Source organism: Bradyrhizobium sp. BR13661, assembly GCF_029892425.1.
Taxonomy (GTDB): Bacteria; Pseudomonadota; Alphaproteobacteria; order Rhizobiales; family Xanthobacteraceae; genus Bradyrhizobium.
Map to the genome: position 1 here is coordinate 83030 of NZ_JARXWB010000009.1, position 13067 is coordinate 96096.

The following is a 13067-nucleotide window of genomic DNA, read 5'->3' on the forward strand; positions in this document are numbered from 1 at the left end:
CCGGGAACTCCGCTAAACAGCGGGCGTTTTCGGCAGGCTGTTAACACCAGAAAGAAAAGATGTGCTGCAAAGCGTAGTCGTTGCCATCGTCAGGGCCTGTACCCGGTTTGCCTCCCTCGTCGTTATTCTCGGGCTCCTGCTGGCCGTGGGGGCGGGCTATTACACGTCCAAGCACTTCGCCATCAACACCGACATCAATTCGCTGATCGCCCAGAACCTGGACTGGCGCCAGCGTGACCAGCAGTTCGACCGCGCCTTCGACCGCGACGCGACGATTCTCGCGGTCGTCGAGGCGAGGACGCCCGAGATGGCGACCGCAGCGGCTGACGCGCTCTACGCCAGGCTGAAGGACGACAAGACCAACTTCCAGTCGATCCAGCAGCTCGGTACCGGCGAGTTCTTCGAGAAGAACGGCTTGTTGTTTCTGCCGACCGAGGAAGTCGGCAAGATCACCGGCCAGTTCGAGTCCGCTGCGCCCCTGATCGAGATCATGGCCGGCGATCCCTCGATCCGCGGTCTGACCGGCGCGCTGGAGACCGGGCTTGCGGGCGTCAAGCGTGGTCAGGTCAAGCTCGACAGCACCGAGCGGCCGTTCAACCAGATCGCAGAGACGGTCGAGACCGTGCTCAACAAAGGTAATGCGAGCTTCTCCTGGCGCGAGCTCGTCAGCGACAAGCCGCTGTCGGATTCGGACAAGCGGGCCTTCATCGAGTTCAAGCCGATTCTCGACTACAACGCGCTCGAGCCTGGCAAGGGCGCGACCGACGCGATCCGCAAGGCCGCGCGCGATCTCGATTTCGCGACAAAATATCAGGCGCGGGTGCGGCTGACGGGTCCGGTCCCGATCGCCAACGAGGAATACGCGACCGTCCAGGAGGGCGCCGTCGTCAACGGTGTCGGCACGGTGCTCGTCGTGCTGCTGATCCTGTGGCTCGCGCTGCACTCCTCGAAGATCATCTTCGCGGTGTTCGTCAATCTCTTCGTCGGCCTCGCGCTGACGACCGCCGCGGGCCTGATGATGGTCGGCTCGTTCAATTTGCTGTCGATCGCGTTCGCCGTGCTGTTCGTCGGACTGGGCGTCGATTTCGGTATCCAGTACAGCGTCCGCTATCGCTCGGAGCGCTACAAACACGACGATCTCTCCGGCGCGCTGGTGCTTGCCGCGAAGCGCTCCGCAGTGCCGTTGTCGCTAGCGGCAATGGCGACCGCCGCCGGCTTCCTCTGTTTCCTGCCCACCGACTACAAGGGCATCTCCGAGCTCGGCCAGATCGCCGGCGTCGGCATGCTGGTGGCGTTCGTCTCTAGTATCACCGTACTGCCCGCGATGCTGAAGCTGCTGAATCCGCCCGGTGAGATGGAGCCGGTAGGCTATGCCTTCCTGGCGCCGCTCGATTACTTCCTGGAGAAGCACCGTGTGCTGGTCGTCGGCGGCACGCTGCTGCTCGCGGTCGCCGGTCTGCCGCTGCTTTATTTCATGAAGTTCGACTTCAACCCGATGAACCTGCGCAATCCGAACGCGGAGTCCATCGCGACTTTCCTCGATCTGCGCAAGGACCCCAACACCGGCGCCAATGCCATCAATGTGATGACCACGTCGGAAGAGCAGGCCAAGCAGGTCGAAGCGAGGCTGGAGAAGGTGCCGGAAGTGTTGCGCGTGATGTCGCTCGACAGTTTCGTGCCGGAGGACCAACAGCCGAAGCTGAGGCTGATCGCGCAGGGCGCCAAGACGTTGAACCCCGCGCTCAACCCGGATCAGGTCGATGCGGCGCCGTCGGACCAGGAGAACGTCGAGTCGCTGAAATCCTCGGTCGAGAATCTCCGCCGGACTGCGGGTGACGCCAAGGGGCCGGGCGCGATTGCCTCGCGCCGGCTCGCGGACGCCCTGGACAAGCTCGCTAACTCGGACGAGGCGACCCGCAACAAGGCGCAGGACGTGTTCGTCACCCCGATGAAGATCGTGTTCGACCAGCTCAGGAATGCGATGCAGGCCGGGCCCGTCACTCTGAGCTCACTGCCGCCGGATCTCGTCAACGCCTGGAAGAGCAAGGACGGCATCATCCGCGTCGAGGCTCAGCCGAAAGGCGACCCGAACGACAACGATACGCTACGCAAGTTTGCGGCAGCTGTGCTCGAGGCCGAGCCGACCGCGATCGGCGGACCGGTCTCGATCCTGAAATCCGGCGACACCGTGGTGAACGCCTTCATCCATGCCGGCATCTATGCGCTGCTGGTGATCGGCCTGTTGCTGTGGATCACGCTGCGCCGCATCGTTGACGTGCTGATGACGTTGGTGCCGCTTCTGGTTGCGGGTGCGGTGACGCTCGAGATCTGCGTGCTGATCGGCCTGCCGCTCAACTTCGCCAATATCGTCGCGTTCCCGCTGCTGCTCGGCGTCGGCGTCGCCTTCAAGATCTACTATGTCGTCGCATGGCGGTCCGGCAGGACAAACCTGCTTCAGACCAGCCTGACGCGTGCGATCTTTTTCAGCGCGCTGACGACGGCGACCGCATTCGGCAGCCTGTGGCTGTCGAGCCATCCGGGCACGTCCAGCATGGGCAAGCTGCTCGCATTGTCGCTGGTGACGACGCTTGCCGCCGTGCTGCTGTTCCAGCCCGCCCTAATGGGCAAGCCCCGCAATCTCAGGGAGTAGGCAGATGTCGCCGACGGGGTCAGTGGCGCTCTTCTGACCCGGCTTGGCCGCGGCGGCGCTCTTCGGGGCGGCCGGCGTCGGCGCAGGTGCCGCGGTAACTGGTGCTGGCGCAGCCTTGGGCGCTGCTCCAGTGGTTTTGGGAGCGCCCTTGGGCATGGCGTTGGCGGTGCTGAGGGGGATCGGTGGACCGACGCGGGTCCAGGTCTCTCCGCCGCACAGGAAGCCCAGCACGCAGCCCTTGATCTCGAGCTGGTCGGTGCCAACAGGCGTGATGGTGGCGCTATACATCTGACCATCCTTCGCGTTGTAGACCTGACCCTCCCATTGTTCGGCGCCAGCCGACTTCTTCATGTTGATCAGGATCGCCATGCCCAGCGTGGGCCTGTTCTTTTTTGAGACATCCGGGTTGTTCTCGTCGCGTCCGCCGGGCTGCTTTTCCCAGGAAACAGCGCCCCACATGCCGCCATTGCATTGGGCGACGCGGACATTGGCGACGCCATCAGCGACCCGCCAGTCGCCGGTAGGATCGGCAGCGAGTGCCGGCGTCAGGCCGGTGTAACAGCTTGTCAGTATTATTCCGGTGAAAATGGCCAAACGCATGAGTGTTCCTCGGCAGTGCAACATGGTTTAAAGCTGTGCTTGCGAAGATGGTCCGAAAAAGGGCAAAAGGCCGCACAGACCCTTTTCCGTTTGCTGACCGTTTTCAGTTGACGAAGCGGCCCTCAACCGAAGTATGTAGCGGATGAACAGTCCAAATCCAGACATGTCCCAGTTGTTCGCGGACCGTCAGGCCCAGCGCAGCGCCCTGCATAATCGGTACCTGAACGAGCAGTTCGTCCGGGTTCTCAAGACCATCGGCTACGATGTCGGCTTCCAGAAGGGGCAGGGACAGTACCTCTACGATCGCGAGGGGGCACGCTATCTCGACCTGTTGTCCGGCTTTGGCGTGTTTGCGATCGGGCGCAATCATCCTGTCATGCGCGAGGCGCTCAAGAGCGTGCTCGATGCTGATCTGCCCAATCTGGTCCAGTTCGACGTCTCGGTGCTTGCAGGCGTGCTGGCCGAGCGGCTGTTGAAATACGTCCCCTATCTCGACAAGGCGTTCTTCGCCAATTCCGGGGCCGAATGCGTCGAGGCCGCGATCAAGTTCGCGCGCGGTGCCACCGGCCGTCCCGGTATCGTCTACTGCGCCCACGGCTATCACGGCCTGACTTATGGCGCGCTCTCGCTGACCGGCGATTCGAACTTCCGCACCGGCTTCGAGCCGCTGCTGCCCGGTTGCACCTCGGTTCCGTTCAACGATCTGGCCGCGCTCGAGAAGGCGCTGGCCTCGCGCGAGGTCGCAGCCTTCGTCGTCGAGCCGATCCAGGGCAAGGGCGTCAATATGCCCTCCGACGAATTCCTGCCGGGTGCGGCTGCGCTCTGCAAGAAGTACGGCACGCTGTTCGTCGCCGACGAGATCCAGACCGGTATGGGCCGCACCGGCCGCTTCCTCGCGGTCGAGCACTGGAACGTCGAGCCTGACATGGTGCTGCTGTCGAAGTCGCTGTCGGGCGGCCATGTGCCTGTTGGCGCCGTGCTGACGCGCAAGAGCATCTTCGACAAGATTTTTAATCAGATGGACCGCGCCGTGGTGCACGGTTCGACTTTCTCCAAGAACGACCTCGCGATGGCCGCGGGCATCGCCACGCTCGACGTGATGGAATCGGAGAAGCTGATCGAGGCTGCCGCCAAGCGCGGCGCCGAGCTGCGCCTCGCGCTGACGCGCATGGTGCCCGGCTACGAGTTGCTGAAGGAAGTCCGCGGCAAGGGCCTGATGATCGGCATCGAGTTCGGACCGCCGAAATCGCTGCGGCTGCGCGCGTCCTGGAACGTGCTGGAGGCCGCAAACAAGGGCCTGTTCTGCCAGCTCATCACCGTGCCGCTGTTCAAGGATCACAAGATCCTGACCCAGGTCGCCGGTCACGGCAGCCACACCATCAAGCTGCTGCCGCCGCTCACCATCACCGAAGAAGACTGCAACTGGATCGAGCGCGCCTTCGACGACGTCATCGCCGGCAGCCACAAGGTCCCCGGCGCGATCTGGTCGCTCGGCAAGACGCTGGTCGACAACGCGGTGCGAAGGTCGGCGTAAGGCCGGTGGCTCTGACCGGTTCGGGCTTGTTCACAGTCTCGATGCGATCAAGTGTCTTGCCAAGATCGCGTCTGGCGATCTTGATGTCGCTAGCGTGCCATCCGCTGCCCAAATTTCACTTGCTGATTGCCAAAGCTTAGTTGCGATCGTCAAGATCGCCAACAATATAGGTAAGCGAAAGGCGATTTGGAGACGGCTTGGTGTTCTGTTGTCAGGGCTTCGGAAATCTGGTCTCGAACGTAGGCGAGCGTGGAATGTCGGTAGCCATTTCCCGAAAGCCCGGCGGCTTCCGATTTGAGCTTCAATCCCGCGCGGTCACGAAAAGTGGTGAAGATCTCCTGTCGAAGCAGCAGGCGCGTCTAACGATCGAGGGTGACATTGGTCCCAACGTCACCCTTTCATCGGCTATCGTTCTCAGTTTCTGTCCGTTCTGCGGAACCTCGGTACGCAAACTGTTCAGCCCTTCGACCTTGCGCAGTCTGTCCGATCTGGCAGATCGGCACAGAGAATATTCCATCGGCGTGGTGTAGGGCTGCCGCTACCCCTCCACATTCGCCTTCATCGCCGTCTCGAACTTGTCGACGAACTCGGTGAGCTCGTCGCCGCCGATGTCGCTGACGGCCCAGAAATTCAGGCCGCGTTCGCCCCAGCGGCGGCAGTTGAAGCCTTGCATGGTCTGCGTCTTCGGCGGCCGATGCTCGGTGCTCGCGGTCTGCGCCACGAACAGGTTGATGATGTGCTGCCGGCGCCTGTAGACGACCGCACCGATCGCACGCGCATCGATATAGTCGAGGCGCCCGCCGACCAGCGTAAACCCTTGCGCAGTGAGGTCGATCACGGGCGGGGCGACGTCGAGCTTGCCGTTGAACCAGGGCTTGACCGTGTGCTGGTCGGTCGAGACGACGTCGATGAGATGACCGGCCTGGAGCGAGCGCAGATGCGCGGAGACGACTTCCGAGAGGATGCGCTGCTGGTCGTCCTGGCGCAGCACGACGGCGACGACGCCGGAGGCGGCGAGCGCCGAGACGGCCGAGCCCATTGCAAACCCGCGCAGCACCGAGCGACGGCTCGGCTGCGACCGCGCTTGCGGCATCGACGCCTCGATACGGGCGCGCAAGGACGCGGGCGCGCTGTAGCGCAGCTTGGTGTCGGCCAGCACGCGCTTCATCTCTTGCTGGGCCGCGAACTCGGCCGTGCAGGCCGGGCAGGTGGCGATATGGGCTTCGACCTCGCGCGCGTGGCCGGCATCGAGCTCGTTGTCGAGCAGCGCGTGAAGCAGGAATTTTGCTTCGTCGCAGGTCATTTCGAGTGCTCCTCTTCCGCCGTCCAGGCCGCGCGCAGCATGGCGCGGGCGCGGGCGAGGCGGGACATCACGGTGCCGACGGGGGCACCGACGGCTTCGGCAATTTCACGGTAGGACAGGTTGTTGATCTCCCGCAGCACGAAGGTTTCCTTGAACGGCTCGGCGAGCGCGTCGATCATCTTGCGAATGGCGCCGGCGTCTCGGCTGCGCAGCACTTCGGCCTCCGGGCCCGCCTCGCTCTCCTGCCACATCGGCGTCTGGTCGGCCGCGCCGGGCGTGTCCTCGATCGCGGTATGCGAGTGGGCGCGTCTGGCGTATTCGGCGTTGCAGACATTGCGCAGGATCGCGAACAGCCACGGCTTCATCGCCGGGCCGCGATAGCTGTCGAAGTGCTTCAGCGCGCGCAGATAGCATTCCTGCACCGCGTCCTCCGCGTCGGAGGCGTCGCGCAGCAGATAGCGTGCGAGCGTATAGACGTCGTCGAGATAGGGCAGTGCCGCCTCGCGGAAGCGCTGCGCCTTCTGGAAATCGTCGCTGACGGGCATCGCCTCTCGCTTTGCCTCTTGCTGCGTTTCGTATGTCGTCGCGTGCTTCGCGTCATCTTTGGGCCTGACCGAAGGCGCGCGAGCCCGGCCGGCGTGGGACCACCGGCCGGGCAAGACAGAGATGCCTTGGTTGGAGACGTTACTCAACCTTGATCATCCCGGTCATGTGCGGGTGCAGCGAACAAAAATACTTGTAGTCGCCCGCATCGGTGAAGGTGAACGTGAATTTGTCGTCGGTATCCAGGGTCTTGGACCTGAACTTGCCGGCCGACACCACCGTGTGGGGGATGTCGTCCCGGTTGGTCCAGGTCACCGTCGTGCCGACCTTGATCTTGAGCTCTGGCGGCTGGAAGACGAAATTGTCGATATGTACCTCCATGGCGTTGTCGTCGGCACGGGCGGTCGTGACGGGGAGCAGGATGGCCGCGGCCACAGCGACCCCGAAGTCGCGGCGATTGAGTGTCTTCATTGTCAGCGTCCGTTCAGCCCTGAATCAACCCTGGATCGGTGTGTCGATGATCGCGAGCCGCTGCTCGTTCTGCTTGAAGTTGATGCTGGCGACCCCGAGCATGGAGCGGAGCTTGGCGTCCTCGACCTTCATCGGTCCAGGCGAGGGGGCGGTGCCTGGCGCCGGTTGCGGGAAGGCGGTCGAGCGTGCGGTGTGGAAGGTGACGTTGCCTTCGACCTTCTGCATCACCTGATGGATGTGCCCGTTGAGCACGGTGACCGAGCCGAAGCCCTTGACGTATTCGAGCGCGCGGCCGCCGTCCTCGGTGCCCCAGCCCCATTCCGGATAGACGGTCCAGAGCGGGATATGCGCGAACAAGACAATCGGCGTCGATTTCGACTTGCCGCGGAGGTCGTCCTCGAGCCAGGCGAGCTGCTCGGCGCCGAGATTGCCGAGCCCGCCGCCCTTGAGGTCGACGACGTTGACGAGGCCGACGAAGTGCACGCCGCCGGCGTCGAACGAGTACCAGCCCTGGCCCTTGGTGCCGCGGCCGTAGCGCTCGCGATAGAATTTCACCTCCTCGTCGAGGAAGTCATGTTCGCCGGGCACGTAGTGCACATCCAGCTTGGACTGCGAGATGATGCGATCGGCGTTGTCGAACTCGGAGGCCTTGGACAGATGGGTGATGTCGCCGGTGTGGATCATGAACGACGGCTTGGCCGGCATGGCATTGATCTTGTTGACGGCTTCTTCCAGCGTACCCAGCGCGTTGGGGTTGGCCGGCTTGTCGAAGCCGACATGGCTGTCGCTGATCTGCATGAAGGTCATGCCGGGCGCCGTGGCGGTCGCGGCTTCAGCGGAATCGATGATGCCGAGCGAGCGCGGCACGCCGCCCGTGATGGTCCAGAGCACCCCGGTTCCGGCCCATGTCATACATTCCAGCACCTTGCGGCGGCTGACGCCGTCTTCCCCGTGATCGTGTCCGCTCATCGCACGTCTCCTTTGGCCCGGAATTGGGCTTCGGGGAGGTGATTGGGGGAGGGGTCGGTTTATTCGCGGGAAGCGATGACGTTTTCGTGAGGTCGGGTCACACACGCGGATGCGGCGCGGGCTCTGCGCGAGTTTCCACGCTGTTTCCGAGGCTTAGGATTCCGAGGCTTGTGATCCGAGGCCTCGGAGATGAACAGGGATCTAGGCCGAATATTCCCGGATCGCCCGCGCCACGAGGGCGGGATGCTACTTCGCATCCTCCAAGATCATCGCGGCACCTTTCTCGGCGATCATTGCCGTCGGCGTGTTGGTATTGCCCGAGGTGATCGTCGGCATGATCGAGGCGTCGACGACGCGCAGACCGCCGAGACCGTAGAAGCGCAGGCGCTCGTCGACGACGGCCATGGGATCGCTGGCCGATCCCATCTTCGCGGTGCCGACGGGATGGAAGATGGTGGTGCCGATGTCGCCGGCGGCTTTTGCGAGCGAGGCATCGTCGTCGCCGACAGTTGGGCCGGGCAAGTACTCGCTCGGGCGATATTTTGCCAGCGCCCTTTGCTGCATCAGGCGGCGCGTGGTGCGGATGGCGTCGGCGCCGACCTGGCGGTCGTCGTCGGTCGACAGATAATTCGGCGCGATGATCGGTTTCTCGTCCGGGCTCGCAGAGCGCAGGCGGATGGTGCCGCGCGAGGTCGGCTGGAGATTGCAGGCACTCACCGTGATCGCGGGGAAGCGGTGCAGGGGATCGCCGAATTTGTCGAGCGACAGCGGCTGCACGTGAAACTGGATGTTGGCGCGCGCGCGCGTTGCGTCGGAGCGTGTGAAGATACCCAGCTGCGACGGTGCCATCGTCAACGGTCCGCGGCGGCGGAAAGCGTAGTCGAGGCCCATCAGGCCGCGGCGGAACAGATTGTAATAGGTCTCGTTCAACGTCCGCACGCCCTCGACCTTGTAGATCGCGCGCTGCTGCAGATGGTCCTGCAGATTGCGCCCCACACCGGGCTTGTCCATGACGATGTCGATGCCGAGCGGCGACAGCCAGTCGGCAGGGCCAATGCCGGTGCGGTGCAGTATCTGCACCGAGCCGATAGAGCCGGCCGAGAGGATCACCTCGCGTTTGGCGCGCGCCTCGATGGTCTCGCCGTTCTGGATGAAGCGCACGCCGACGGCGCGGCCCTGCTCGATGATCAGGCGATCGACCAGCACGTTCTTCTCGAGCCGCAGATTGGGGCGGTTCAGCGCCGGCTTGAGGAAGCCGCGTGCCGACGACCAGCGCCGGCCACGCTTCTGGTTGACGTGGAAATAGCTCGTGCCTTCATTGTCGCCGGTGTTGAAATCAGGGATGCGCTTGATGCCCATTTCTTCTGCGGCATCGCCGACGGCATCGAGAATGTCCCAGGACAGCCGCGGCGCTTCGACCCGCCAGCCTCCGCCGGTGCCGTGATGCTCGCTAGGCCCAAGGAAGTGATCCTCGAGCCGCTTGAACAGCGGGAGCACATCATCATAGCCCCAGCCAGTCATGCCGAGCTGGCGCCAATGATCGTAATCGGCGGCCTGGCCGCGCATCGAGATCATGGCGTTGATCGCCGAAGAGCCGCCGATCACCTTACCGCGCGGATAGGATAGCGAACGGCCGTTCAGCCCCGGCTCGGCCTCGGTCTTGAACATCCAGTCCGAGCGCGGATTGCCGATGGCGAAGAGATAGCCGACCGGGATGTGGAACCAGATCCAGTTGTCGTCGCCGCCAGCCTCGAGAATGAGGACGCGGTTCTTGGGCTCGGCCGACAGCCGGTTCGCAATAATGCAGCCCGCTGTACCGGCGCCCACGACAATGTAGTCAAACTCACCTTCGAGCCGCCTTGGCATTCTGCTTCCACCCGGGTGGTCCCTTAACGTTCTGTCCTATTAGGCAGACGCTGCGGATCGGGACAAGCCCGGCCATGACCAGAGCACAGGGCGACCCGGTGATCCGTAGCAGTTAGGTGGACTGGCGCTTGCATGGTAGACAGGGCTGTATTTTCAACAAAGCTCGAGACCCTCCATGCCCATCGTGAACCGCGTCGCCGACCTTCAACCCGATATCCAGGCCTGGCGGCGGGACATCCATCAGCATCCCGAGCTGCTCTATGATGTCCATCGCACCGCAGCATTCGTCGCGGATCGCCTGCGGGAGTTCGGCTGCGACGAGGTCGTGACCGGTATCGGCCAGACCGGCGTGGTCGGTGTGATCAAGGGCAACAAGCCGACCGGCGAGGGCTTGAAGGTCATCGGCCTGCGCGCAGACATGGACGCATTGCCGGTCGAGGAGCAGACCAACCTGCCTTACGCCTCGAAGATCCCGGGCAAGATGCACGCCTGCGGTCATGACGGCCACACTGCGATGCTGCTCGGCGCTGCGCGCTACCTCGCCGAGACGCGCAATTTCGCCGGCGACGCGATCGTGATCTTCCAGCCGGCCGAGGAGGGCGGCGCCGGCGGCGCGGCCATGGTCAAGGACGGCATGATGGAGCGCTTCGGCATCGAGCAGGTCTATGGCATGCACAATGGTCCCGGCATCCCGATCGGCTCGTTCGCGATCCGGCCGGGCCCGATCATGGCGGCGACCGACGAGGTCGACATCAAGATCGAGGGCCTCGGCGGCCACGCCGCGCGTCCGCATAAATGCATCGACTCTGTTCTGGTCGGTGCGCAGCTGATCACCGCCTTGCAGTCGATCGTCGCGCGCAGCGTCGATCCCCTCGAATCGGCCGTGATCTCGATCTGCGAGTTCCACGCCGGCAATGCCCGCAACGTCATTCCGCAGACCGCGGAACTGCGCGGCACCATCCGCACGCTCTCTGCCGATGTGCGCAAGCTGGTCGAGAAGCGCGTGCACGAAGTGGTGGCGGGCGTGGCGCAGATCACCGGCGCCAAGATCGATCTGCACTACAAGCGCAACTATCCCGTCGTGAGCAACCACGCCGCGGAGACCGAAGTGGCGACGCGCATCGCCAAGCAAGTTGCCGGCGATGCCAACGTGCATGAGATGCCGCCGCTGATGGGTGGCGAGGATTTTGCCTATATGCTGGAAGCGCGCCCCGGTGCGTTCATCTTCTGCGGCAACGGTGACAGCGCCGGCCTGCATCACCCCGCCTACAATTTCAACGATGAGGCGATCGTGTTCGGCACATCGTACTGGGTCAAGCTGGTCGAGGAGCAGCTCGCAGCGTCGTGACGGCTAAACGAACACACAAATGAAAAGGGCCCGTGCATCGCACGGGCCCTTTTTGCTGGTTTGCCGTCGCGGCTCAGAACACGTGCGAGAACAGATAATAGAGCACGCCCGAGATGATCATCGCGGCCGGCAGGGTCAGCACCCAGGCCATGGCGATGTTGCGGATCGTCGCCCATTGCAGGCCCGAGCCGTTGGCGGCCATGGTGCCCGCGATGCCTGACGACAGCACGTGGGTGGTCGAGACCGGCAGGCCATAGACGTCGGCGGCGGCGATGGTCGCGGCCGCGGTGATCTCGGCGCAGGCGCCTTGCGCGTAGGTCAGGTGGGTCTTGCCGATCTTCTCGCCGACGGTGACGACGATGCGCTTCCAGCCGACCATGGTGCCGAGGCCAAGCGCGATGGCAACCACGATCTTCACCCAGCCGGGGATGAACTTCGTGGCGCTGTCGAGCGAACCCTTGTAGGCGTTGAGCACGGTGACGTCGGCGGCACTGAGCTCGGCTTCCTTGTCCTTCATCAGGAAACGGAGCGCTTCCGAGGCGAGGTACATGTCGTTGCGGGTGTTGCCGACGAGGTCGGCCGGCACCTTGGCGAGCGAGCCGTAGGTAGTCACCTGCTTGGAGATGTCGCGCACCAGCACGGCGAGCGACGGGAAGGTGCCGCCATTGACCTCGTGCTGCGCGACATAGTTGGTCACGGCGGGACGCGGGTTGCCGATCACGTTGTAGCCAGCGGCCTTGCTTTCGATGATCTTGCTGGCAGCCTCCGAGTTCTGGCTGAACAGAGCGAGCTGGCTCTCCGGCAGGGCGCGGTTGAGTGCGTAGGCGGTCGGCACGGTACCGATCAGGATCAGCATGATCAGGCCCATGCCCTTCTGGCCGTCATTGGAGCCGTGGAAGAAGCTCACCAGCGTGCAGGTGAGGATCAGGATGCCGCGGATCCACCATGGCGGCGGCTGGTCGCCCTTCGGCTCGCCGAACAGAGCGGGCGTGGCGCGCAGCAGCACGGTGCGCAGGATCAGGAGCAGGCCGGCGGCAAGCGCGAAACCGAACAGTGGCGACAACAGCAGCGCCTTGCCGATGTTGGTGGCCTGGGTCCAGTCGACACCGGTGGTGCCGCTGCGGCCATGCAGGACCGCGTTCATGATGCCGACGCCCATGATCGAGCCGATCAGGGTGTGCGAGCTCGACGCAGGCAGGCCGAAATACCAGGTGCCGACGTTCCAGATGATGGCGGCGATCAAGAGAGCAAACACCATCGCGAAGCCGGCGCTGGAGCCGACCTGGAGGATCAGCTCGACCGGCAGCAGCGAGACGATGCCGAACGCGACCGCGCCCGAGGACAGCAGCACACCGAACAGGTTGAACATGCCGGACCACACCACGGCGATGTGAGCGGGCAGCGAGCGGGTGTAGATCACGGTCGCGACCGCGTTGGCGGTGTCGTGGAAACCGTTCACGAACTCGAAGCCGAGTGCGATCAGAAGCGCGACGAAGAGCAGGAGGAAGGGGGCGAAGCTCTTGACCTGCGCGCCGGCGGCATCGACGTCGACCCAGATGCTGTAGGCGACGAAGAGCAGGGCGGCGGCGATCACCCCCATGTAGATCACGCCGGTGAGCGGATGGAATCCGCGATTGAGGTCTGGCCCCTTACTCAAGGCCGGCTCGATCGAGCCTGGCAAAGCAACGTCACTCATTGGAAATTCTCCTGGTCCCAAGACCTGGGAGTTTGCGCGCGGCATGTGACAGGCGGTTGAAATGGTCGGCAGGCAGTTGAAATGATG

General features: G+C 63.9%; 11 protein-coding genes. 4 read left to right on the forward strand and 7 right to left on the reverse strand.

Annotated elements, in window-relative coordinates; all coding sequences use genetic code 11:
• Positions 1-61 precede the first annotated feature (61 nt).
• Complete coding sequence (locus M2427_RS16905; protein ID WP_280707571.1) at positions 62-2650, forward strand: MMPL family transporter; 2589 nt, start codon at positions 62-64, stop codon at positions 2648-2650.
• On the opposite strand, the gene M2427_RS16910 is transcribed toward M2427_RS16905, so the two are convergent.
• Complete coding sequence (locus tag M2427_RS16910; RefSeq protein WP_280707573.1) at positions 2618-3250, reverse strand: DUF2147 domain-containing protein; 633 nt, start codon at positions 3248-3250, stop codon at positions 2618-2620. The genes M2427_RS16905 and M2427_RS16910 overlap by 33 nt on opposite strands.
• Positions 3251-3392: 142 nt before the next feature.
• Here M2427_RS16910 and hpnO point away from each other — a divergent pair, with 142 nt between their 5' ends.
• Together hpnO and M2427_RS16920 are read left to right on the forward strand one after the other, a co-directional pair.
• Positions 3393-4784: an aminobacteriohopanetriol synthase HpnO gene (gene hpnO / locus M2427_RS16915; protein ID WP_280707574.1), complete on the forward strand. Its 1392-nt coding sequence runs from the start codon at positions 3393-3395 to the stop codon at positions 4782-4784.
• A gap of 254 nt (positions 4785-5038) precedes the next feature.
• Entirely contained in the window at positions 5039-5314 is a 276-nt protein-coding gene (locus M2427_RS16920) for a hypothetical protein (protein ID WP_280707576.1), read from the forward strand.
• A gap of 8 nt (positions 5315-5322) precedes the next feature.
• Here the strand turns inward: M2427_RS16920 and M2427_RS16925 are convergent, their stop codons facing one another.
• The 5 genes from M2427_RS16925 to M2427_RS16945 all read right to left on the reverse strand — a co-directional run bounded on the left by M2427_RS16925 (position 5323) and on the right by M2427_RS16945 (position 9936).
• Positions 5323-6087 (reverse strand): anti-sigma factor, encoded by a 765-nt coding sequence (locus M2427_RS16925; protein WP_280707577.1) that lies wholly within the window; start codon positions 6085-6087, stop codon positions 5323-5325.
• Positions 6084-6632, reverse strand: coding sequence for a sigma-70 family RNA polymerase sigma factor (locus tag M2427_RS16930; RefSeq protein WP_280707578.1), 549 nt, complete (start codon positions 6630-6632; stop codon positions 6084-6086). Before M2427_RS16930 ends, M2427_RS16925 begins: the two co-directional genes overlap by 4 nt.
• A 139-nt stretch (positions 6633-6771) precedes the next feature.
• Positions 6772-7101 carry a cupredoxin family copper-binding protein gene (locus tag M2427_RS16935; RefSeq protein ID WP_280707579.1) on the reverse strand — a complete coding sequence of 110 codons (330 nt, stop codon included), beginning with the start codon at positions 7099-7101 and terminating at the stop codon, positions 6772-6774.
• A 24-nt stretch (positions 7102-7125) separates the two neighbouring features.
• Complete coding sequence (locus tag M2427_RS16940) at positions 7126-8070, reverse strand: metallophosphoesterase (RefSeq protein ID WP_280707580.1); 945 nt, start codon at positions 8068-8070, stop codon at positions 7126-7128.
• 246 nt (positions 8071-8316) lie between these two features.
• Complete coding sequence (locus M2427_RS16945) at positions 8317-9936, reverse strand: GMC family oxidoreductase N-terminal domain-containing protein (RefSeq protein ID WP_280707581.1); 1620 nt, start codon at positions 9934-9936, stop codon at positions 8317-8319.
• Between the two features lie 175 nt (positions 9937-10111).
• On the opposite strand from M2427_RS16945, the gene M2427_RS16950 reads away from it, so the two are divergent.
• Positions 10112-11284 (forward strand): M20 aminoacylase family protein, encoded by a 1173-nt coding sequence (locus M2427_RS16950; protein ID WP_280707582.1) that lies wholly within the window; start codon positions 10112-10114, stop codon positions 11282-11284.
• A gap of 73 nt (positions 11285-11357) precedes the next feature.
• Here the strand turns inward: M2427_RS16950 and M2427_RS16955 are convergent, their stop codons facing one another.
• A complete protein-coding gene (locus tag M2427_RS16955) occupies positions 11358-12980 on the reverse strand; it encodes an inorganic phosphate transporter (RefSeq protein WP_280707583.1) in 1623 nt (540 codons plus the stop codon).
• Positions 12981-13067: the final 87 nt, after the last annotated feature.